A 21,633-nucleotide genomic window follows, 5' to 3' on the forward strand; every position below is an offset into this window, starting at 1 on the left:
ACGGTAGGCTTGCTTGTTTATTACCCCCGCCGGCCCGAAGGAGAAACAAAGGTCGGTAAATTCCTTGTCCTTATCAGGAGGACAACAAGACAAAAAACCGCACCAGGACTGGTGCGGCTGTTCCCGAATAAAATTTGCATTTCGGGTTATTTCTCCAAATTGGCGAACTGGGAGACCACCTCGTTAAAGCGGCCGCGTTCGTCATAAAACGGGGCGTGTCCGCTGAAATGGAAGGGAACGAGCTGCGAATTTGTTATAAGCTTGTGGACCTCCTGCGCCTGAGCGAAAGGAACGACTTGATCATGGATGCCGTGAATAATCAGAGTAGGCAAGGTGATCAGGGGCAGCTCGGCGGTCAGGTTGGAGTCCCTGAGCGTACGAATGATGGCGGCCGTGGCGTATCCTGCAGCCTGGTAACCGATTTGGGAGAAAAAGTCCCGGAAGGCTTCCGAGATTTGCTGGAAGAAAAAGCCGTCGATCGTTTTCCGCCACATATTGGGCCGATCATTGTAGGTTTCTTCCAGCAGCTCTTTGGCTTTGTCCGGGGTAAAACCCGTCGGGAGCGCCCCGCTGACCAATACGAGTTTGGACACACCGAAGCCGCCGTACCGGGTCACGTATCTAGCCGCGATGGCGGCGCCGGTTGAATGGCCGACCAGCGTTAGGTTATCCAGCTTTAATTGATGGATCAGCACGCGGAGATCGTCGGCCATCCGGTCGTAATCGTAACCCGTAAAAGGTTTATCGGAATCGCCGTATCCCCGCCAGTCGTAACCGATGCAGCGGAACCCTTTTGCCGGCAGCACATCGTATTGGTATTCAAATTGTTTGTGGCTGAGCGGCCAGCCGTGAATAAACAAGATCGTTTTATTGCCGCCGGGTTGGATATCCTCAACGAACAGCTTTACGTTATTTTCCACTTCCACATAAAATCCCATGTTGGAATTAAAACCCCCTTCATCCGTTTTGCCTTAAAGATATGAGATCAAAGAGGGAGAAATTCCCGGGCGCTAAACGTTTGTCCATTGAGAGGCCGGCCCGGGCAGGGGAACCAGCGGGTTTCTTCTTCCGTTTTCCGAGTTGGGGATCGGGGGATTGGCGCCCGTTTTGCTGAACATCGGATCGACCAGAAAGGTAGCTCCTTCGTATTCAATCCATAAAGTGGCGTGGCGGATAAGCCGTATTTTCATTTGTTTTTTACCTCCATTTGGCTTAAGCAATTCTGTTACAATGAAAAGATAACACCCGGCTTGCAGAGTCAGAATAACCGGGTGAACGAGTTTAACCCCGTTTATTTTCATGCCGAATCAGAAGAAATCATCGAAGCGCACAGGATCAGCGGGGAAGGCTGTTATTGGCTGAGGGTGAGAAGTACGGACAACTCGGAGCTGAACCGGCTGCTGGAGGTAGCCGCCGATCTCAGAGGCGCCGATCTGCGCGCGGCGGATTTGATCGGCGCGGATTTCCGGGATGCGGACTTGAGCGGCGCCGATCTGTCCGGCAGCTTGTTTGTGACGCAGCCTCAGCTCAATGCTGCCAAAGGGGATCAAACCACCCGGCTGCCGGCAGGCGTCAGCCGCCCGGCGCATTGGGTCGGTTAAGCGTAACCATGACGGTTGTTCAGCTTTTGATGGCAACCACACGGATTCTCCGGTAGTCCATCACCCAGCGCTCTTCCTGGAAGAATAGGGGCTTTAATTCGTTTTCCAGAACGTTTAGAACGGCTTCGTGCTCGGCGGGAGGAAGCTCATTCAACAGACCGCCGGCAATGACGTTTGCCCAGGTGCGAAAGCCCTGGATTCCGCCCTCCAGCGGAGTCGGGCGGTCAAAGCAGTGGACCAGCTCGACTTTAAAGCCGTGTTCCTCCAGCAAAGAGGCATATTGCCCGGGAGTGGGGAAATACCACGGCAGCTTCAGCTTTTCGCTGATGCCGCATGCGGCGAAAGCACGCGGCAGGCCGCTGACGATGGATGCGATATTGCCGTCAGCGCCAAATTCGGCGACCAGCCTTCCGCCCTGGCGCAGGCTGGAGGCCATGGAAGCGGCGGCTCCGGCCGCATCGGTAAGCCAGTGCAGCGCCGCGTTGCTGAAGATCGCGTCGGCAGGAAAATCGGCTTGATAAGCCTGCCCGTCCGCCAGAACAAAGCGGAGCTGGGGGTGTTTGGCTTTTGCGGCCTCGATCATCTCGGCGGAAGCGTCTACTCCCGTTACGTCTGCTCCGCTCCGGGCGATGGCGGCAGCCAGATCGCCGGTCCCGCATCCCCAATCCAAAATGCGTTCCCCGGGCTGAGGCTGCAGCAGCCGGATCAAGGGGGTGCCGAGCTCCGATACAAAATGCAAGGCGGAATCGTAGGTTTCCGTATTCCAATGCTGATTCATTTTTCGCGCCTCCTGTTTGGAGAAATATAGGGTCGAATGTTATTTTACGCCCGGCTTTATTCGTAAGGAAGTATATAAACCATATAACTGTTATTGGTTTTATCTATAAGAGGAAGCCTTTTGAAGCAGATCCCTCCCTTAACGGAGTCCCACTTGCAAATAAATGGAAAAACCCGTGATCCAAACCTTTCACCGCAGTCGAACAGGTCACATCTTTCCCGAAAACTCTTCTATATAATGAGAAAAACAAGCTTATAAACGGAGGAGGTTCGGAACATGAAGACAAGTCGGCGTTTGGCGTTTTTAGGTCTTGCAGCGGTTCTTTTCGGTGCGGCCTTAACGGCATGCGGAACCGGTCCCAAAGCGGAAACCCTGAAGCCGGATGAACTGAAGCAGCTCGTGCAGGATTTCAGCTCGGGAAAAAGAACCGCCGAGTCTGCGTCCATTACGGGCACCAGGCTGACGGTGAAAGAGGCACAGGGGGAGGAAACGGCTTATGCCCTGCCGGATCAGGAATTTTTCGTATCCATCGCCCCTTATTTGGAACAAACCCATCCTTGCGCGATCCATAATCTGGCCGGCTGCCAAGGCGAATTGAAGGAACGGGAGTTTACGGTCACGGTGCTGGATTCCGACGGAAAAGCCGTCATGGATAATGCGCCTGTAAAATCGCAAGCAAACGGATTTATAGATCTTTGGCTGCCAAGAAATGAAACCTACAACGTGACGGTCAGCTACAAAGGCAAAACCGCGCAAACCACGGTGTCGACCCGTGAAAGCGATAATACCTGTATCACAACGATGAAGCTGGGCTGAGAAAATAAACGGCTGCCGCCGTGACAAGCGGCAAAAAGTCTGACCCATAAGAGGTCAGGCTTTTTTTGTTGACCGATTGATAGTTGTGGCGATCGATACTGAAGTTCGATAAATGAAATTTCTCATCGTTAATCAAATGATTTTTAGTCATAAAAAAACAGGTTTCCGTAGGAGTCTGTAGGTTCTTATAGTCGCTCAAGTAAGGTTATTTTCAAATGTTACGTTTATTCACATTAGCCTGTCCATTTAGAAGAGAAGCCGTGCCGCATCGAACCGGGAACAAGGAAACGACAAGGAAGGAGGGCTGCCGGTGATCCGTTTTCAACAGGTAGATAAACATTTTGGACATTTTCAGGTGCTCAAAGGAATTGACCTTCAAGTTCAGGAGGGGGAAGTCGTGGTGGTCGTCGGTCCGTCCGGATCGGGGAAAAGCACGATGCTGCGCTGCATCAACCGGCTGGAGACGATAACAAGCGGCGAGTTGACGGTAGGCGGTGTTCCAGTTCATGACCGCGGGACCGACATCAATAAGCTGCGGCGGGATATCGGGATAGTTTTTCAGCATTTTAATCTTTATCCGCATAAAAAGGTGATCGATAACATCACGCTCGCCCCGGTTAAGGTATTGGGCATTTCCAAAGCGGAGGCCGAGCAGACGGCCATGTTTTATCTCGAAAAGGTAGGCATTGCCGACAAAGCCAACGCGTATCCTTCGCAATTGTCGGGCGGTCAGCAGCAGAGGGTAGCCATCGCCCGGGGACTCGCCATGAAACCGAAGATTATGTTGTTTGACGAGCCTACTTCGGCGCTTGATCCGGAAATGGTCGGCGAGGTGCTGGACGTGATGCGGACGCTTGCGAAGGAAGGCATGACGATGGTTGTGGTTACGCACGAAATGGGCTTCGCCCGCGAGGTGGCGGATCGGGTGATTTTTATGGACCAGGGGCAAATTCTTGAGGAAGCGACGCCGGAAGAATTTTTCGGGAATCCGCGCGAAGAGCGGACACGGTCGTTCCTCAGCCGGGTGTTGAGCCATTAAGAAAAAAGAGATCAGGGAGGAAGAGAACAATGAGAAACAGGATGAAAAAAAGATGGGTGCCGCTCGGCTTTGCGGCAATCTGCGCAATGCTCGTGCTGGCGGCCTGCGGCAATAACGGTTCGGGCGGCAATACAGGTTCGGCGGCTTCCGGTGCTCTGGACAAAATCAAGGATCGCGGGAAACTTATCGTCGGCGTCAAATACGATACCAAGCTGTTTGGCCTGAAGGACCCGGCTACCGGGAACGTTGAAGGATTCGACGTGGATATTTCCCGGGCGATCGCCAAACACATTCTCGGTGACGAAAATGCGATTGAGCTTAAGGAGGTTACTTCCAAAACGCGGATTCCGATGCTGAACAACGGCGAAATCGACATGATCGTGGCAACGATGACGATAACCGAGGAACGCAAAAAGGAAGCGGACTTCTCGGATGTCTATTTCCAGGCCGGCCAGTCGCTGCTGGTGAAGAAGGGCAGCCCGATTCACGGGATCGAGGACGTAACCTCCAGCACAACCGTGCTTGGCACCAAAGGGTCCACGTCGGTCAAGAACATCCGAGACAAGGTATCCGGCGTCAAAGTGCTGGAGTTCGACAACTACCAGGATGCGTTTAACGCTTTGAAAGCGGGGCAGGGCGCCGCCTTGACGACGGATGATGCGATCCTTTACGGCATGGCCGCCCAGGATTCCAATTATGAAGTGGTGGGCAAACCGTTTACGGATGAGCCTTACGGCATTGCGGTGCAAAAAGGCAACAGCGATATTGTGCAGGCGGTTAACGATACACTGAAGGAGCTGCATGACAGCGGGGAATACGACAAGATTTACGAAAAATGGATCGGTAAAAAACCGGTCGAATAACCTGGCTGCTTAGAGAGCCAAAAGGACGGGGCGGAATTTCCGCTCCTCCATCCTTTTAGGTCATGCTGTATGGCGGAAAGGGGTGACGTAAAAATGGACTTTTCAATCTTAACCGGTCATTTCGGGGATTATTTGGCGGGGTTTCGGGGGACGGTTTTCTCCAGCCTGCTGGCGCTAGCCGGAAGTTTCGTGCTCGGGGCGCTGATCGCCGTATTCCGGATGGGCCCCGTGCGGGTTTTGCGCTGGTTAGGTACGGGATATGTGGAGTTTATCCGTAATATTCCGCTGCTGCTGGTCGTTTATGTTTTTTATTACGGGCCAGCGGCTTTCGGACTGCCTTTGGACGGGTTTACCGCCGGAACGATCGGGCTGGCCGTCTACACATCGTCATTTATTGCCGAAGCGATCCGGGCCGGCATTATGGCCATCCCGAAAGGGCAAACGGAAGCGGCGCGATCATCCGGGTTGTCTTACGGACAGACGATGTTTCATATTATTTTGCCGCAAGCGATCAGGCTCGTCATCCCGCCGCTTGGCAATCAGTTTATCAATCTGATCAAAAACTCCTCCGTCCTGACGATCGTCGCCGGGCTCGACCTGATGTATTTTGCCGATATCGTGAATACGGACACGTTTCGGACGTTTGATACTTACATTTTTGTAGCGCTGTTTTATCTGGTGCTGACGCTGCCGCTCAGCTATGGCGTGCGGTTGTGGGAACGGCGGCTGCAGCGCAAATATTAAACGATCCGGGCATAGACAATGCAAAAGACGGGAGGAAAAACGCTTGGAAGGAGGCTAAGGAAATGGATTTTGCTGGCGCATACAACGCGGACAATTTGCGGTTTCTGATCGATGGATTATCAATGACGCTGATCGTCGCCGGGGTATCGATTGTGCTCAGCTTCCTGATCGGCTGCGTAATCGGTGTGATCCGTTATTCGAGGCTGCCGGTTCTGTCGCCGGCTCTGTTCGTCGTCGTAGAGCTGATCCGCAATTTGCCGCTGCTGCTGATCATTTTCTTTATACGGTTTGCGCTGCCGGAGATAGGCATTAAGCTCAGCCTTGTTACGGCAGCCATTGCAGCGCTGACGATATTTGAAGCGGCCATGATTTCGGAAATCGTGCGAGGGGGCTTAACCTCCATCGACAAAGGCCAAGTTGAAGCCGCCCGTTCATCCGGTCTGAACGCCTTTCAGGCCTTGTGGCATATCGTGCTGCCTCAAGGATTGCGGCGGATGGTTCCTCCGCTGGTCAGCCAGTTTATTTCGCTGCTCAAGGACACGTCGCTGGCAGTCGTGATTTCCCTGCCGGAGCTGATGCATAATGCGGGTATCGTTATCGGACACGGCTACAGCTACACGATTCCGATCCTGCTGCTGGCGGCTTTGATTTATTTCACCGTCAATTTTTTGCTTTCGCTGTTGTCCAGGCGTCTGGAAACCCGGCATATTTAAGAAGCTGATTGACATATAACTGACATATAATGGAATGGAAGCTATAGGCGCTGATCCCGATTTATGGTACCATAATGAGCAAAATATCAACAACAACTCACGGGAGCCAGGTGGACCTATGGGGACATTCCTTTTTAGCAAAACAGAGCTTGTGGGTTTCCGGGGGACCCGCAAAGCGGGAGAATGGCCCCTGGGGCTTTTGCGAAGGTATTTTAAATCCGTTTATGTTCAAATCGGAGTTATTGCGGCAGGCACGGCGCTGGCAGGAGAGCTGAAGATCAACCCGTTTGATGGAGATATTTTCAGGATCGGTCTCGGAAGCAGCGCTTTTTTGCTGTTTCTGCTGCTGCTGAGACGCCTGCCTTATATCTTCACCGGCATGGTTACCGGGCTTGTCGTATTGGCGTTCCGGACAGGGCTTGACCAGCTGCTCGGCCATGGCCTTACCCCGGCGGAAAGCTTCACCCGGCATTGCTCGGCGGCGGTTTATTATTTCATATTTGCGGTGGGGATGAGCCTCATCAAAACGCGTCTGGACAGCTTTTATCCCTTGGTGCTGGGAGCGATCACGGCGGTGGTCGACCTAATGTCTAATGAAGCGGAACTTCTGACGCGCCTGCTTGTGACGGGCACAACCACGTTTGAGCTGAACGAATGGACCTTTTTGATGGCGATTGCGATGCTCCGGACGTATTTTGTCACCGGGATTTTCAGCAGCATTGCCGTCAGCCGGATGCGCATCCTTCAGAAAGAGCAGAACCGGAGGATCGAACAAATGCTTAGTGTCAGCTCGGGATTATACGGCGAGGTTTTTTACCTGAAAAAGTCGATAGATACGCTGGAAGATGTCACGCTCGGCGGCTATGAGCTTTATCAGGGGCTGACCGCCGAAGGGCAGGAGGAGCACAAGCGGAAGGTGCTCGGCATTACGCAGCAGATCCATGAGGTGAAAAAGGATTCGCAGCGCATTTTGGCCGGGCTGATCAAGCTGACGGACCGGGAAGTGCCCGGCGATATGCCGCTGTCATCGTTGATCCAGTATACGATTAACGGCAATCAGCAGTATGCGGAAATGCTGGGCAAAAGGATTGTTTTTACGAATAAAATGACCTCCGACTACGTTACCTGCAGCTATCTGCCTCTGCTTACGTTGCTCGGCAATTTGACGGCGAACGCCGTGGAGGCGATCAAGGACAAGGGAGAAATTCATCTTGAGATCCGGGAGCAGGAGGACTTGACTCTTTTTACGGTGGGCGACAGCGGGGCTGGCGTGCATCCTTTGGACCGCGATCTGCTGTTTGAGCCGGGGTTTACGACCAAGTTCGATGAAGAGGGAGTTGCGGCCACGGGAATAGGTCTCTCGCATGTACATGATATTGCAGACCGGCTGGGCGGAGAAATCTCGGTCGGAACGGCCCCCGGTCTTGGGGGGGCGCTGTTTCAAGTCCGAATTCCGACGGAGAGACTGCTGAAGACGGAGGTTTCCCATCCCCGTATTGTTGAAGATTCCCTGTATGAAAGCATACGCGGATAACCGGGAATAGAGCTGTTAAATACCTCTTTGAGGAGGTGGAGAAAATGTCCCTTTCGTTCTGTATCGTGGACGATGACGCCAGTGCCAGAAGAATGCTGCAGCATATTATCGAAGACAGCAGCCTGGGCGAGGTGACGGGAACAGCCGGCGGCGGGCTGGAGGGCGTTCGTCAGATTTTAAGCGAAGCCCCGGACATTGTGCTTATGGACCTGCTGATGCCGGACCAGGATGGAATCGAAGTGATACAATCTCTGCGCGCGCAAGGCTGCAGTTCCCGGTTTGTGATGATTTCCCAGATTGAAAATCAGGATATGGTCGGCCGCGCCTACCGCAGCGGCATCGAATTTTTTATTCGCAAGCCGATCAACCGGATCGAGGTAGAAACGGTGCTGCGAAAGGTCAATGAGCGTTACGCCATGAGCCATTATCTGGATGAGATTAAGGTAAGTCTGAAAAAGCTCGAAGGGCTGCGCAGCGCTCCGCCCGTTCCGGCCGGCAAACGGACCGTCCGCGAAACGCTTCAGCCGATCCTGATGAACATGGGGCTGATCGGCGAAAGCGGCAGCCGCGACATGATTACGATCATGGAGCTCCTGCTCGATCGGGAGGGCGGGAACGGCAGCCATTTACCTCCCCTGAAGGAGCTTTACCAGCAGGCGGCCGCCACTTATAAGACGAACCCGGAGGATATAGCCAAGGAGGTAAAAGCAATCGAGCAGCGGCTGCGCCGCGCCCTGACGGCCGCATTGTCCAATCTTGCTTCGCTTGGTCTGACTGATTACGGGAACCCGCGTTTCGAGTATTACGCTCCGCTTTATTTCGACTTCGAAGACGTAAGGCTCAAAATGAAGCAGATCGAGGAAGGAAAGGAAACATCGACCGGCAAAGGGAAAGTGAACATCAAAAAGTTTCTTCAGGTACTGTATATCGAAATCAAGGAGCAGCTGGGCGTTTAGCCTGGGGCTCTTTTTTTGTTTGGAGAAGAGATTGTGAGCCATTTATTATTTTGTGTCAAATAATATTACATTAGACATGATCAATTGGATAAAATTACGCTTACTTTTTACATACCTAACATATGCGTGTAAACTACATAAAAAGTAAGCGCTTTAATGTTGATTTTTTTGTTAATTTACTATTGAAATCTGGTTTTTCGTGTACTAAAATGAGACTAGAAATTGCGTAAACGTTTTGACAAATGAAATCATCAATTTTTATTAGGTCCATAATTATAAGGATTTAATGATGTAAAAACGTTATTACAAATTGATGGGAATGGGAGGTAGCAGTGACCAATAGAAACATCACCATAAAGGATGTAGCCAAACAAGCAAATGTTTCGGTTGCAACCGTATCCCGGGTCATCAACGGGCTTGATCGCGTAAGCGAATCAACCCGTAAACGGGTACTCAAAATTATTCAGGAATTAAATTTTGTTCCCAACAACATGGCGGCCTCCATGGTCAATAAGAAAACGAATATGATTTCGGTTGTCGTGCCGGAAATTCAGAATCCATTCTATACGGCGGTCATCGAGGGAACAGTTGAGGTAGCGAAGCGGGAAGGTTTCTTTACGCTGGTGCTTTCCACCAACGGAGATGAAGGCGAAGAAGAGGAGTTTCTGGACAGCTTCCTGGGGAAAAACGTCGACGGTATTATTTTGATCGGCAGCCATAAAGAAGCGGGATTTTATCGGGAAATTCAGAAGCCGACCATTCTGGTAGACCGTTATTTCAATGACAGCGGTCATGACGGCGTCATGATCGATAATTACCGCGGCGCTTATGAAGCGACCAAACATTTTATCGATTATGGACATGAACGGATTGCTATCATCGACGGCGCTCATGATTTTAATGACGGCAAGGACCGCTTCTGGGGTTATAAGCAGGCCATGCTTGAACATGGATTTACGCCTGATCCTGCTTATCATAAACAGGGGAACTGGACGGAAGAGGACGGCTATAAATTTGCTAAGGAGCTGCTGCAATCGCATCAGCCGCCGACGGCAATATTTGCCGCCAATAACGTTCTTTGCAAAGGAACAATCCGGGCGATTCGCGACTTGAACCTGAGATTGGGGGAGGATATTTCACTGATCGGCTTTGATGAAAATGAGCTGGCGCAGTTCGTGCAGCCCCAGGTTACCGTGGTACGCAGACCGACGAGGGAAATGGGGGAACAGGCGGCGGAAATGCTCATCCATAAGATTAAAGGCGGTCAGTCGGAGCCTTCGAAGCCTAAGAAAGTGATTTTGGATGTGGAACTGATGAAATACGGTTCGGTCAAGAAACTGAACTAGAGCGGGAAGGGACCCTGATGGCGGACAGCCGATAAGGCGTAGGTCTACTATACCAAGCAAACAGCAGGAGAAATAAAAGTTTTATTGAAGCCTTGTTCGCCTATCACGATCCCTTTCCCCTAATTAAATGATTTCCTGCATTCAACTGCACCCAAAGACTTTGATGTATTAACGCTTAGTCTTATTAAAGCTACCCAAAATCAGGGATACAATCGAACAATTTCTGAAGCCTGCGTGATGAAAGACGAGGGAAAAGGAGGGGAAGGCCATGCAGCCTGTTTTGACAATGGAAGGGATCAGCAAGGAGTTTCCGGGGGTTAAGGCTTTAACCGACGTTCATTTCGAGCTGTATCCTGGTGAGGTCCATGCGCTGATGGGGGAGAACGGAGCAGGCAAATCTACGCTGATGAAAATTTTATCCGGCGTATATCCGGCTACCAGCGGGGTTATCAGGCTCAAGGGGGAGGAGGTTCGTTTCGGCAATCCTCTTGAAGCCCAGAGGCAGGGCGTATCGATTATCCATCAGGAGTTTAATTTGTTTGCCAACCTGTCTGCGGCGGAGAACATCTTCATCGACCGGCCGGAAATCACCGGTAGATTTGGACGGATCGGATGGTCGAAAATGTACGATGAAGCGCAGCGGCTTATCGATTCCATCGGAGGAAGCGGCATAGACGTCCGCAAGGAGGTCCGTCATCTCGGGGTCCACAGCCAGCAGGTTGTGGAAATTGCCAAAGCTTTGTCTTTCCGAGCGGATGTGCTGATTATGGATGAACCTTCGGCCGCTCTGCCGGAGAACGAGGTGCAGAAAATGTTTGACGTCGTAAAGCTCCTGAAATCGCAAGGAGTTGCGATCGTCTACGTTTCGCACCGGATGAAGGAGATCTTTGAAATCGCCGATAAGGTCACGGTGCTTAGGGACGGAAGGAAAATCGATACCCGGAGCATCGGAGAGGTAACGGAACAAAGCCTGATTCAAATGATGGTGGGCAAGGAGGTCAACCAGCTTTACCCGGTTCGGGAGCAGGAGTCCCGCGAGGAGAAGGCGCTTGAGGTCAAAGGATTGTCGCTGGATGATAAACACGCCGTTTCCTTTGCTCTCAGGAAAGGAGAGATTTTGGGGTTGTTCGGAATCCCGGGTTCCGGCTCCCATACGGTTGCCGAGCGGCTGTTTGGATTGAAACGGGGAACGGGGGAGATCATCGTCGGAGGGAAAACGGTGCGGATCCATCGTCCTGGCGATGCCAAAGCGCAAAAAATCGCTTACGTTCCGCCGGACCGCCACCGCCAAGGGATTATCAAACCGATGTCCATTCGTCAGAATATCTCCATTCCTAACCTCAAAGAGCTGTCCAAAGGCCCGATTCTTGACGGCAGAAAAATGATGGAGACGAGCCGCGAATACATGGAGAAGCTGCGAATCAAAGCGCCGAGTGACCAGCAAAGCGTCGATTACCTCAGCGGCGGCAACCAGCAAAAGGTCGTAATCGGCAAATGGCTGGCCGCCAAACCGGAGATTCTCATCCTTGAAGAGCCTACGCGGGGCGTGGACGTGGGGGCGAAAGCGGAGATTTACAGCATCATTCATCAACTGGCGCAGGAGGGTCTCAGCATTCTGCTGATCTCTTCCGAAATGCCCGAGGTGATTGGACTGAGCGACCGCATTCTGGTGCTTTACAAAGGTGAGGTCGTGCATGAATTTGGCCGCGGGGAAGCTGATCAGGAGCAATTGCTGCAGCGTGCTTCGCATCCGCGTTATACGGAAGGAGGCAGCTTATGAAGCGGATCTTCAATATCCATGAGGCGCCGATCATCATTTTTACTCTTGTTGTGATTGTGCTGTTCTCAATTCTTTCTCCGGATTTCTTTCAATTTGATAATGCCTGGCTGATTCTCGATCAGAACCTTTCTTCCTTTATCGTCGCTATCGGCATGACTATGGTGATTTTGCTGGGAGGGATGGATTTGTCCGTCGGTTCGGTTCTGGCGCTCACGGCTACCTCGGTCGGACTGTTTCTGAGCCACGGCTTTCCTCCCTGGCTGGCGGCTTTGCTGGGGGTGTGCATCGGAATCCTGTGCGGGGCGGTTAACGGTTATTTCATCGCAGTGAGAAAAATCCCCGACATTATCGTAACGCTGGCCACCATGTATATTTTCCGCGGAATCGCGGTAGGCGTCAGCGGCGGTACCTGGATGACCAATTTCCCCGAGGGTTTCCGCTTCTTTGGTCAAGGGAAACTGGCGGGCGTTTCATTTCCGCTGCTGGTAGCGATTGTACTTGTGGCCGTCTTTATCTATCTGATGAAATTTACGCGAAGCGGCAGACGGATTTACGCGATCGGCGGGAACGGGGCGGCTGCAAAGCTGGCCGGCATCAGCGTGGCGAGGACGAAATTTACCGTTTATGTATGGACGGGAATGCTGGTAGGCATCGCTGCGGTGATTTTTGCCTCCAAGGTAGGAAGCGTGCAGGCCTCGACGGCCGGCAGCAGCTTGTCCTTTGAAGTGATGGCGGCGGTGCTGATCGGGGGTGGAAGCATTTTTGGCGGTGTCGGGACGGTCGCGGGCACTATGCTGGGCGTTCTGTTTATGGGCATGATCAAAAATGGGCTGATCATCTCCAAGGTTTCTCCGTTTTGGGTCGATGCGACCACCGGTTTTCTAATCCTGTTAGCGATCGTGATCAATACGCTGCAGCGTGTCAGAGAAAGCAAAAGCAAAGAGGGTGATTTGGTATGAGCGTATGGGTAAGGGCATTTTCGTTCAAGGAAAATAAATTGCTGGTTCAGCTTTTGCTGCTGCTCTTCATCATCGTGTTGTTTAGTTTTCTGTCGCCTTATTTCCTATCCTTCACTAATTTCATGAATGTGCTGAACCAGATGGTCGAGATTGGCCTGATCGCTATTCCGATGACGATGATCGTCATTTCCGGAGCGATGGACCTTTCGGTTGGTTCCATTCTGGGATTCTCGGCGGTGTGTCTCGGAATTGCGTTCGAGCACGGCCTGAATATTTGGCTCAGCGTTCTCGTTGCGCTCATAGCGGGTTTGCTGTGCGGGGCGGTTAACGGCTATCTGATCGCCCGGCACCGCATGCAGGCCATTGTAGTGACGATCGGTATGCTGGTCATGCTGCGCGGCCTGGTTTATGTCATCAACGAAGGCCGGCCCATCAGCGGTTATCCGGACGGATTCTATTTCCTGGGCCAGCAATACGTCGGCGGCATTCCGTTTAACGCCATTTTTCTGGCCGTCATGTTCCTCCTGGCTAACTTCGTTATGAGAAAAACGAGATTCAGCACTTATGTATACGGCATCGGCAATAACGAGGAAGCCGTGCATTACTCCGGGGTTTCCGTGATTCGTACACGATTCATCTTGTTTTTGCTCAGCGGTTTATTTTCGGCATTGGCGGGTGTTTTCCTGGTGTCGCGTCTGGCAAGCGCGGAAGCGACCTCGGGTACCAATATAGAGCTGGATGTTTTGACAGCTACTTTAATAGGCGGAACGCACATTTTTGGAGGGAGGGGCAGTCTTTCGGGAACGTTCGTCGGTTTGCTGATCATCGTCTTTTTGCGAAACGGGCTTAATCTGCTTGGAGTCTCGGTGCTCTATCAGGCGGTTATATTAGGGGCGCTGCTCTTAATCGCCGTAGGGAACAAAAAATTTAACGGGGGGTTAACAGGATGAGAAAAATGGCATTGGCAGTATTGTCGGGGGTATTGGCGTTAAGTTTGGCAGCATGCGGAAATACAGGCGGCAGCGGCGGAAATGCCCAGGCCGGAGCTGACGGTCAAGAAACCTCGGGCGGAGGATCTAGAACTTATTTCATCAACCCGAAATCCATAGGACCGGCTTATTGGGCTGCCGCCCAAAAAGGAGCCGAACAAGCGGCAAAGGATCTGAATGTCAAAGTGGTCTATAACGCGCCTACCGAAGCGGATTCTTCGAAACAAATCAACATGATTCAGGATATGCTGACGCGCAAGGTGGACGGGATCGGGGTATCCCCTAACGACGCCAAAGCGGTAGGACCCGTGTTCAAGAAGGCGGCCGGACAAAACGTCAAGATTGTAACCTGGGACAGCGATGCTCCGGATACGGACCGCCAATATTACGTGGCTCCGGATACGGATGAAGCGGTCGGCGAGCTGCTGGCCAAAACGATCGGCGAAGAGATCGGCGGCAAAGGGCAGGTAGCTTTTATGGTGGCCGGCCTGGGCTCGCAGAACCAAATCGCCAAATCGGACGCAGCCAAAGCTTATTTCGCCGCCAACTATCCGGACATTGAGCTGGTAACGACCGTATCGAGCGACGACGATCAGCAGAAAGCTTACGCGAATGCGCAAAACCTGATTAAAACCTATCCGGATCTGAGAGGCATCATCGGCTTTGCCGGCGGAGAGCCGCCAGCGGCCGCGGAAGTGGTGGAGCAGGCCGTCAAAGCCGGGACACTGAAGCAGGGGCAGGTTGCGATTACGGGCATCGCGGTTCCGAGCGTCGTGAAGAACTATATCAAAAACGGCACGATCAAAACGGATATTATTTGGGATCCGGGCAAATTGGCGTACACCACGGTATATGTTCTGGATCAATTGGCGCAGGGCAAAGAAATCAGCGACGGCATGGATATTCCGAACGTCGGCACGGTTAAGGTGGACGGCAGCAACGTATTTATCGGTACGCTGGAAGTAACGGGCGACAACGTGGACAGTTTTGATTTCTAAATGGATTTCTATTTTGGCAGCTGAGGGAGAGGTATTTCATGGAGCATAAAGTGGAACCTGAGGAGCTGACGCCGGAGGCGTTTGCCCCCTATGGGAAAGTGATCGATCTGCCGGCCGGGGCCCCGTCCAAAAGCGGAGAAGGCTGGGACTGCTGGAGTTACATTCAGATGCTTGAGGCAGAGGTGCCCATCGGTTTTGGACTGGTGGTCACCCGGGAAAGGGAGCCGGTCGTTGCCGCCATGGAACGGCACGTCAGCCGGGAGGAGCTGCTGCTGGCCTTTGACCGGGAAATCATTCAGCCTGTCGCCCGGTGCGCGGATATCGACGATCCGGATGAAAGTCCGGATCCGTCAACCGCAAAATGTTTCCGGATCAAACCGGGGCAGGCCATTGTGATCGGCAGGGGAGTTTGGCACAGTCCGGCCTATTCTTCCAAAGGAGAGGCCCGGTATATGTTCGGGATTGAGAAGAAGCAGGACAAATTTGGCGATGAAATGATTAATCCATGGGTCGACTTTAAAAATAAGGATACCGTCCGGTTCGGCTAGGACGGGAAGGAGCGCAGCATGAATCAGGAACAGCAAATTATGCGTTGGATTGACGGTCATCAGGAAGAAATCATTGATTTTTTACGGCAGCTTATCCGGATTCCCAGCGTGAACCCCTGGTTTTTTGAGGAGCCGGGTCCCTCGAAGGAAAAGGAGCTTCAGGAATTTTTGGCCGAAAAGCTGTCCGGGCTGGGAGGCCGGATCGAGCAGTGGGAGCCGGTTGCAGACGAGCTGAAGCAATACGAAGGGATGGCGGGTTATTACCCGGGCCGGGATTTTACGGGCAGACCGAATTTGGCCGCGACCTTCGCAGGGGAAGCTGCAGGCAAGTCTCTGCTGCTGTTTGGCCATATCGATGTCGTCATGGCAGGCAGCAAATGGACGGTCGATCCGTTTGAGGGCCAGGTGGTCGACGGGAAAATGTACGGCCGGGGCACAGTGGATATGAAGGGCGGCGTGGCGGCAATGATTATGGCCGTAGAGGCCGTGCTCCGCAGCGGCTTTAAGCCCAAAGGATCCGTTATTGTAGGAACCGTAGTGGACGAGGAAGCCGGCGGCATGGGCGCGCTTGACTTCATTCATCACGGTTACCGGGCGGACGCCTGTATCTTGACCGAGCCTACTTCCCTTACGATCGCTCCGCTGTGCAGAGGCATTTTATGGGGGAAAATCAAGGTCCAGGGCCGAAGCGGCCATATCGAAATGCCGCAGGCGGATTGGAAGGACGGCGGAGCAGTGGATGCGATCAAAAAGGCCAGGTATCTGCTTGGTGAAATCGACCGCTTGAATGAGGATTGGGCGGTGCGAAAAACGCATCCTTATTTGTCTATTCCGTGCCAGGTGCATGTGGCGCAGTTGAATGCAGGGGAATACCCAACTTCGTTCGCCAATGAGGCGGAAATCGTGTTTAACGCGCAGTACCTGCCGTCCGAACGCGACGACAAGCTGGTCGGAGGCCATGTGAAGAAGGAATTGATAGACTTTCTGACGCAAGCGGCCGAGGCCGATCCGTGGCTGAGCGAGCACCCGCCGGAAATCGAATGGCTGGTCGATGCCGATTGTGCGGAAACCGATGCCGGTCATCCGTTTGTGCAGACCTGTGTACAGTCCCTTCAAGCGATCGGGGAAACGGGGAAAATCGAAGGGCTCGGCTTCCATACCGATATGGGCTGGCCCGTTAACGTAGGCATCCCGACCGTCAACTTCGGTCCCGGCGATCCCAGCCTGGCTCACCACAGCGACGAATTCACGCCGGTGGAGGAAGTGATTCAGGCCGTCAAAATGATCGCCAAAACGATCGTCGACTGGTGTGGCGTAGAAGAGGCTTAATGCCTGCTGCAGGCGGTGCTCCGAAAGGCTGCCTAACGCTGCCGCATGCCCGAGGGCTCTCGCTCGAGCCGCCGGTCAGCCGGGTTCTATCATAAATGGAGGGAGCTATTACTATGAAAGTGTTATTTATTGGGGAATCGTGGATTGTCCATATGATTCATACGAAAGGTTACGACAGCTTTACCTCGACCAAATACGAGGAAGGCGCAACCTATCTGCTCGACTGTTTGCGCAAAGGAGGCATCGACCTAACTTATATGCCGTCGCATGAGGTGCAGGTGCGTTTTCCGCAATCGCTGGAGGAACTGAAGGCTTATGATGCGATTGTGCTCAGCGATGTGGGAGCCAATACGTTCCTGCTGCAGAACTCTACCTTTTATCAAATGCAGGTTGTACCCAATGCGCTGGAGCTGATCAGACAGTTTGTTGCCGAAGGAGGAGGCCTGCTGATGGTAGGGGGATATCTGACCTTTATGGGAATCGAAGGGAAAGCTAATTATAGAAATACGGTGCTTGCCGAGGTTCTGCCGGTTGTGATGGAAAGCGGCGATGACCGCGCAGAAATGCCGAGCGGCTTCTCGCCGTCTATCTCAAAGTCGCATCCGCTTGTGGACGGTCTCGGCGACTGGCCGAAGCTGCTCGGTTATAACCGGCTTAAGGCGAAGCCGGATGCCGAGGAGCTGCTCAGCCACGGGGACGACGCTATTTTGACCGTCGGCACCTTCGGGGCGGGCAAAACGGCGGCTTTCGCCAGCGATTGTTCGCCGCATTGGGGTTCCCTTGAATTTATGGAATGGGAACATTATCCGGCCTTCTGGACGAAGCTGGTCCAATATTTGAAATAGGCGGGCATAAAAAGACGGCAAGCTCACCTTGCCTGCCGAAGGGATAAAACATATTTTTATTTAGGGCAGATACCTAGGGGTATTCTGCCTTTATTTTTCAAATTTTATCGGACCGGCGAGTCCAGCTTCTGTTGTCATTAGTCGTTGCGAGGTTTCGCATCTCTGGAGTTCTGTCATCAAAATAAAGTTCCCCAATTAAAATCCGTTTGTTATAATAAAAAGTAGGGTGCTTACGTTTTACGCCTAACCAACAAAAAGATACTAGAGACAGAATTCTGGACTGGAGGAAGAAACCTTGAAAACTGAATCATCCGATAGTCAACGGATATGGCCCGTGCTTACCGCCATCATCTCCGGTTCTTTTTTGACTATCTTGAACATTAGCAGCATCAATGTTGCGATTCCTGCGCTGATGGAGCATTTCAATTCGCAGCTGAGCCTGATCCAGTGGACGATTACCGGCTTTATGCTGGCGATGGGCATCACGGCTCCGTTAGCGGGTTATGCCGGGCAGCGTTTCAGCACAAAGTATGTCTTTATGGCCTCATTGATCGGCTTTACGCTGTTTTCCCTGCTGTGCGCTACCGCTTCCACTCCGCTTATGCTTATTGTGTTCCGCGTTTTCCAAGGCGCGTTTACGGGGCTTGTCGGGCCGACGGCCATGACCATCGTATACCAGGTTATTCCGCGGCAGCGGCAGGCGATCGGCATCAGTCTTTGGTCGCTGGCAGCCATGCTGGGACCTGCGATCGGGCCGACGATGAGCGGCTGGATCCTTCAGCATCTGGAGTGGAACTGGCTGTTCTGGATTAACGTGCCGATCGGCATCTTGGCTGTACTTGCATCGGGTCTTTGGATTCCGAAAAATAAACCGGTCAAAGGCGGATCGTTTGACGCCGCCGGTTTGGTGACTGTATTATTCGGCAGCCTGGCGCTGCTCGTTGCTTTCAGTCAGGCCACCGCCTGGGGCTGGCTGTCGGTCAAGACGCTGGGTCTCCTCGTTGCCGGAGCTGTGCTGGTCTTCGCGTTTATTATGCGCGAACGAAGCGCGGCCGCTCCGCTGCTGAGCGTTAAAGTGTTCGGCTATAAACGTTATACGCTTACGTTAATTATCGCTACGATTATCACGGTCAGCCTGTATTCAGGTACTTTGCTGACTTCGTTGTTCCTGCAAAATGTGGAACACCGGTCGCCGCTGGAAACCGGGCTTATCCTGCTTCCGGCTTCGCTGGTAATGGCCTTGTTTATGCCGGTTGTCGGCAAGCTGTACGAAAAAATCGGCCCGTTCTGGCTGATTAGCGTCGGCGTGACGCTGATTTCGTTGGGCACGCTCGCGCTGGGCTGGCTGAGCGTGGACACTTCGCCGCTTTATATCGTCTGCTGGATGACCGTGCGCAACATCGGTTTTTCGCTGACGATGATGCCGGCCAGCAACGCCGGCATGCAGTCCATTCCGAAGGAACTGGCCGGTCACGGTTCCTCCATGAGCAACTGGATCCGCAATGTGGCGGGTTCTTTCTCCGTTGCTTTGTTTACGGGCCTGCTGTCTACCCGCTCCGGCGCTCATCTTAGCCAGCTCGTCAGCACGACCGGGGCCGATCCGACTAAACCGGCGGAGCAGCTGCTGGCCGAAACGATGGGCATCAACGATGTCTTTTTGATCGCGGCTATTATCGGCATTATCGGTCTGCCGGTCGCCTTTTTCCTGCGCAGCCGGGTTTCGAAACCAACGGACCGCACGCCGATTGTCCGTCAGACTACTTTGGTCAACAAGGCGCAATAAGTTGCATGGAACAGTCGTAGAAGACATTTGATGCCTGTCCGCTTTCAGGCTGACGCAAGTAGAACCTCCCGATCCATCAGCGGTCGGGAGGTTTTTTGCTTTTTCCGGATGATTGCATCCCTTCCCAATATATGCTATGACTGAATTTAAGTTATAACGGTGTCTAAATTTAAATTACAGGTGTGGTTGAAATGACGATTAAAACGCTGTTTGTGGCGCCTTACGAAGCCATGGTGAATTTGATAGAGGAATGCGGCAGGGAAGAGAGCGAACTCGACCTGCACGTTCAGGTCGGGAACCTCCAGCAGGGCGTGGCTTTGGCAAAGCAAGCGGAGGCGCAGGGGTATGAAGCGATCATAAGCCGCGGAGGCACGGCGAAGCTGATTGCGGAAGCGGTGGACATTCCGGTGATCGATGTGCACGTTTCCGGGTACGACATGCTGCGGGTGCTGACGCTGGCCAATGATTTTCCGAGAAAAAAAGCGATCGTAGGTTTTTCATCCATTACCCTTGGAGCCAAGGCGATCATTGACCTGCTGGACATTCCCATCGATATGTACACAATCGAATCCGAGGACGAAACGGAAGGGCTGCTTAAACGTTTGAAGCAGGAGGGCTACCAGCTGATTATGGGCGACGTCGTTACCTTCGAAACCGCATCCCGTCTGGGACTCCTGGGCATACTGATCCAATCCGGGCGCGAAGCAATCTTTAGCGCGTTTAAAGAAGCCAAGACCGTATCGCGCTGGATGCTGAAAAGCCGGCTGGAGATCGAGCGTTTAAAAAAGATCCTGCAAATTACGGCGTCCGATTTCATGGTGGTCTCGGAACAAGGCGAAGTGGTGTATGAGCAGTGGAGGGAGCTGGCGACGAGGCCCCGCACGGATCTTGCGTTTGAAGCGGGGTTGCCGAAAGCCGGTGCCGGAAGGGAAATGACCCATGCCACGGATGTCGACGGCCATACGCTGAAAGTTACGAAAACGCAAATCACGGTTGCCGGCTCCGCTTTTCTCGTTTGCGAATTTGCCCGGCTCTATGGAGCACGCGCCGAAGAAGCGCATGAAAGCTTAAAAATAGGTATGCCGGCTCCGCCACTGGTCATTCACCAAAGCGAAGCGATGAACGCGTGTTTGGCTTTGATCCATCGCTGCCTGTCTTATAATCATTTTATTTTAACAGGGCCGGATGGGGCCGAATCGGAGCTGATTGCCCGTTATATTCATTTTCACAAATTTCAGGGAAACGGTCTGTATGCCTCCGTAAAAGCGGCGGATCTGCTTGAACTGGAGCCTGAAACGCTTGACAGCGATATTAAAACGATTTATGTCCATACGCTGCTCCCATTGGGCTCAGGGATGAAGGACAAGCTCTGGGGGCAGCTGGAGCTGTTAAAACAAAGGGGGATCACGGTCGTTTTGCCGGTGATGGAGGAAGAAGCCCAGTGGGGCAACCGGATCTACGGGGATGGGATGATCCGCATCCATCTGCCGGCTTTGGCACAGCGCAAAGAAGACCTGAAAGAGCTGGTTACGGCGTTCCTTCTTCATTTCAATCAAACGCTGGGCACTTCTGCGGTCCGTATTCATGAGCAGGCGCTGGCGCTGCTGGCCGGATACGCCTGGCCGGGAGATGTGGAAGAACTGAAGGCGCTGCTGCAGGAAGCCGTTTTAATGGAAAAAGGCTACGTGCTCGAAGTCCGGTTAATCGAGGAGCTGCTTGCGCGCAAAGGTGCGCTGCCGGCGGGCTTGCAGTCGGACCTATTGACCGGCTCCCTGGAGCACATAGAAAAGAAGATCATTGAGAAGGTGCTTGAAGAAGAAGGTTTTAATCAAACAAAGGCGGCCAGACGTTTGGACATTAACCGCTCCACCCTGTGGCGCAAGCTGAAGGGGTAATTGAATGGACTGTTTAATAATGCAACAGTTTTGTGTTTATCTCATTTTTTAAACACAAAACTGTTGCATTTTATTATGTATGCGTTTACTATAGAAACTGTAATCGGTTACAAGATA

General features: G+C 52.7%; 20 protein-coding genes and 1 pseudogene. 18 read left to right on the forward strand and 3 right to left on the reverse strand.

All coding sequences use genetic code 11. The annotated features are described in order from the left end of the window. Positions 1 to 146 precede the first annotated feature (146 nt). Complete coding sequence (locus AC3ZPD_RS10135) at positions 147 to 938, reverse strand: alpha/beta fold hydrolase (RefSeq protein WP_490984168.1); 792 nt, start codon at positions 936 to 938, stop codon at positions 147 to 149. A gap of 84 nt (positions 939 to 1,022) precedes the next feature. After that, a pseudogene (locus tag AC3ZPD_RS10140) lies at positions 1,023 to 1,190 on the reverse strand (MBL fold metallo-hydrolase); the annotation flags it as partial. Between the two features lie 126 nt (positions 1,191 to 1,316). On the opposite strand from AC3ZPD_RS10140, the gene AC3ZPD_RS10145 reads away from it, so the two are divergent. Next, positions 1,317 to 1,601 (forward strand): pentapeptide repeat-containing protein, encoded by a 285-nt coding sequence (locus AC3ZPD_RS10145; RefSeq protein WP_490984311.1) that lies wholly within the window; start codon positions 1,317 to 1,319, stop codon positions 1,599 to 1,601. A gap of 19 nt (positions 1,602 to 1,620) precedes the next feature. Here the strand turns inward: AC3ZPD_RS10145 and AC3ZPD_RS10150 are convergent, their stop codons facing one another. Continuing rightward, positions 1,621 to 2,379 (reverse strand): class I SAM-dependent methyltransferase, encoded by a 759-nt coding sequence (locus AC3ZPD_RS10150; protein WP_490984169.1) that lies wholly within the window; start codon positions 2,377 to 2,379, stop codon positions 1,621 to 1,623. Between the two features lie 276 nt (positions 2,380 to 2,655). On the opposite strand from AC3ZPD_RS10150, the gene AC3ZPD_RS10155 reads away from it, so the two are divergent. The 17 genes from AC3ZPD_RS10155 (at position 2,656) to AC3ZPD_RS10235 (ending at position 21,516) form a co-directional block, all read left to right on the forward strand. Beyond that, positions 2,656 to 3,195, forward strand: a complete 540-nt coding sequence (locus tag AC3ZPD_RS10155; protein ID WP_490984170.1) for a CueP family metal-binding protein — start codon at positions 2,656 to 2,658, stop codon at positions 3,193 to 3,195. A gap of 310 nt (positions 3,196 to 3,505) precedes the next feature. Then, a complete protein-coding gene (locus AC3ZPD_RS10160; protein WP_490984171.1) occupies positions 3,506 to 4,234 on the forward strand; it encodes an amino acid ABC transporter ATP-binding protein in 729 nt (242 codons plus the stop codon). A gap of 41 nt (positions 4,235 to 4,275) precedes the next feature. After that, positions 4,276 to 5,097 carry a glutamate ABC transporter substrate-binding protein gene (locus AC3ZPD_RS10165; protein WP_490984312.1) on the forward strand — a complete coding sequence of 274 codons (822 nt, stop codon included), beginning with the start codon at positions 4,276 to 4,278 and terminating at the stop codon, positions 5,095 to 5,097. 93 nt (positions 5,098 to 5,190) lie between these two features. Further along, complete coding sequence (locus tag AC3ZPD_RS10170; protein WP_490984172.1) at positions 5,191 to 5,841, forward strand: amino acid ABC transporter permease; 651 nt, start codon at positions 5,191 to 5,193, stop codon at positions 5,839 to 5,841. A gap of 62 nt (positions 5,842 to 5,903) precedes the next feature. Beyond that, on the forward strand, positions 5,904 to 6,554 hold the full coding sequence (locus AC3ZPD_RS10175; RefSeq protein ID WP_490984173.1) for an amino acid ABC transporter permease: 651 nt from the start codon (positions 5,904 to 5,906) through the stop codon (positions 6,552 to 6,554). 118 nt (positions 6,555 to 6,672) lie between these two features. Beyond that, positions 6,673 to 8,088, forward strand: a complete 1,416-nt coding sequence (locus AC3ZPD_RS10180; protein ID WP_490984174.1) for an ATP-binding protein — start codon at positions 6,673 to 6,675, stop codon at positions 8,086 to 8,088. Between the two features lie 44 nt (positions 8,089 to 8,132). Continuing rightward, complete coding sequence (locus tag AC3ZPD_RS10185) at positions 8,133 to 9,044, forward strand: response regulator (protein ID WP_490984175.1); 912 nt, start codon at positions 8,133 to 8,135, stop codon at positions 9,042 to 9,044. Positions 9,045 to 9,376: 332 nt separating this feature from the next. Then, complete coding sequence (locus tag AC3ZPD_RS10190; protein WP_490984176.1) at positions 9,377 to 10,390, forward strand: LacI family DNA-binding transcriptional regulator; 1,014 nt, start codon at positions 9,377 to 9,379, stop codon at positions 10,388 to 10,390. Between the two features lie 268 nt (positions 10,391 to 10,658). Next, positions 10,659 to 12,170, forward strand: coding sequence for a sugar ABC transporter ATP-binding protein (locus tag AC3ZPD_RS10195; protein ID WP_490984177.1), 1,512 nt, complete (start codon positions 10,659 to 10,661; stop codon positions 12,168 to 12,170). Then, a complete protein-coding gene (locus tag AC3ZPD_RS10200) occupies positions 12,167 to 13,129 on the forward strand; it encodes an ABC transporter permease (protein WP_490984178.1) in 963 nt (320 codons plus the stop codon). Before AC3ZPD_RS10195 ends, AC3ZPD_RS10200 begins: the two co-directional genes overlap by 4 nt. Continuing rightward, entirely contained in the window at positions 13,126 to 14,079 is a 954-nt protein-coding gene (locus AC3ZPD_RS10205) for an ABC transporter permease (protein ID WP_490984179.1), read from the forward strand. Before AC3ZPD_RS10200 ends, AC3ZPD_RS10205 begins: the two co-directional genes overlap by 4 nt. After that, the gene (locus tag AC3ZPD_RS10210; RefSeq protein WP_490984180.1) at positions 14,076 to 15,116 is read left to right on the forward strand and encodes an autoinducer 2 ABC transporter substrate-binding protein; all 1,041 of its coding nucleotides are present in this window, start codon (positions 14,076 to 14,078) and stop codon (positions 15,114 to 15,116) included. The genes AC3ZPD_RS10205 and AC3ZPD_RS10210 overlap by 4 nt, the downstream gene beginning before the upstream one ends. Positions 15,117 to 15,154: 38 nt before the next feature. After that, positions 15,155 to 15,664 (forward strand): ureidoglycolate lyase, encoded by a 510-nt coding sequence (locus AC3ZPD_RS10215; protein WP_490984181.1) that lies wholly within the window; start codon positions 15,155 to 15,157, stop codon positions 15,662 to 15,664. A gap of 18 nt (positions 15,665 to 15,682) precedes the next feature. Then, a complete protein-coding gene (locus tag AC3ZPD_RS10220; RefSeq protein ID WP_490984182.1) occupies positions 15,683 to 16,993 on the forward strand; it encodes a M20 family metallopeptidase in 1,311 nt (436 codons plus the stop codon). A gap of 113 nt (positions 16,994 to 17,106) precedes the next feature. Beyond that, entirely contained in the window at positions 17,107 to 17,838 is a 732-nt protein-coding gene (locus AC3ZPD_RS10225; protein WP_490984183.1) for a glutamine amidotransferase, read from the forward strand. Between the two features lie 295 nt (positions 17,839 to 18,133). Then, positions 18,134 to 19,621: a DHA2 family efflux MFS transporter permease subunit gene (locus tag AC3ZPD_RS10230; RefSeq protein WP_490984184.1), complete on the forward strand. Its 1,488-nt coding sequence runs from the start codon at positions 18,134 to 18,136 to the stop codon at positions 19,619 to 19,621. Between the two features lie 191 nt (positions 19,622 to 19,812). Beyond that, on the forward strand, positions 19,813 to 21,516 hold the full coding sequence (locus AC3ZPD_RS10235) for a PrpR N-terminal domain-containing protein (RefSeq protein ID WP_490984185.1): 1,704 nt from the start codon (positions 19,813 to 19,815) through the stop codon (positions 21,514 to 21,516). The last annotated feature ends 117 nt before the right edge of the window (positions 21,517 to 21,633 follow it).

This window comes from Paenibacillus mobilis, assembly GCF_058267595.1.

Bases quoted from the DNA above. Each gene is read 5' to 3' on its own strand.
- AC3ZPD_RS10210 (WP_490984180.1), top strand. From the start codon at position 14,076: ATGAGAAAAATGGCATTGGCAGTATTGTCGGGGGTATTGGCGTTAAGT.
- AC3ZPD_RS10235 (WP_490984185.1), top strand. From the start codon at position 19,813: ATGACGATTAAAACGCTGTTTGTGGCGCCTTACGAAGCCATGGTGAAT.
- AC3ZPD_RS10155 (WP_490984170.1), top strand. From the start codon at position 2,656: ATGAAGACAAGTCGGCGTTTGGCGTTTTTAGGTCTTGCAGCGGTTCTT.
- AC3ZPD_RS10205 (WP_490984179.1), top strand. From the start codon at position 13,126: ATGAGCGTATGGGTAAGGGCATTTTCGTTCAAGGAAAATAAATTGCTG.
- AC3ZPD_RS10185 (WP_490984175.1), top strand. From the start codon at position 8,133: ATGTCCCTTTCGTTCTGTATCGTGGACGATGACGCCAGTGCCAGAAGA.
- AC3ZPD_RS10150 (WP_490984169.1), bottom strand. From the start codon at position 2,379: ATGAATCAGCATTGGAATACGGAAACCTACGATTCCGCCTTGCATTTT.
- AC3ZPD_RS10225 (WP_490984183.1), top strand. From the start codon at position 17,107: ATGAAAGTGTTATTTATTGGGGAATCGTGGATTGTCCATATGATTCAT.
- AC3ZPD_RS10165 (WP_490984312.1), top strand. From the start codon at position 4,276: ATGAAAAAAAGATGGGTGCCGCTCGGCTTTGCGGCAATCTGCGCAATG.
- AC3ZPD_RS10200 (WP_490984178.1), top strand. From the start codon at position 12,167: ATGAAGCGGATCTTCAATATCCATGAGGCGCCGATCATCATTTTTACT.
- AC3ZPD_RS10195 (WP_490984177.1), top strand. From the start codon at position 10,659: ATGCAGCCTGTTTTGACAATGGAAGGGATCAGCAAGGAGTTTCCGGGG.
- AC3ZPD_RS10175 (WP_490984173.1), top strand. From the start codon at position 5,904: ATGGATTTTGCTGGCGCATACAACGCGGACAATTTGCGGTTTCTGATC.
- AC3ZPD_RS10215 (WP_490984181.1), top strand. From the start codon at position 15,155: ATGGAGCATAAAGTGGAACCTGAGGAGCTGACGCCGGAGGCGTTTGCC.
- AC3ZPD_RS10180 (WP_490984174.1), top strand. From the start codon at position 6,673: ATGGGGACATTCCTTTTTAGCAAAACAGAGCTTGTGGGTTTCCGGGGG.
- AC3ZPD_RS10170 (WP_490984172.1), top strand. From the start codon at position 5,191: ATGGACTTTTCAATCTTAACCGGTCATTTCGGGGATTATTTGGCGGGG.
- AC3ZPD_RS10135 (WP_490984168.1), bottom strand. From the start codon at position 938: ATGGGATTTTATGTGGAAGTGGAAAATAACGTAAAGCTGTTCGTTGAG.
- AC3ZPD_RS10220 (WP_490984182.1), top strand. From the start codon at position 15,683: ATGAATCAGGAACAGCAAATTATGCGTTGGATTGACGGTCATCAGGAA.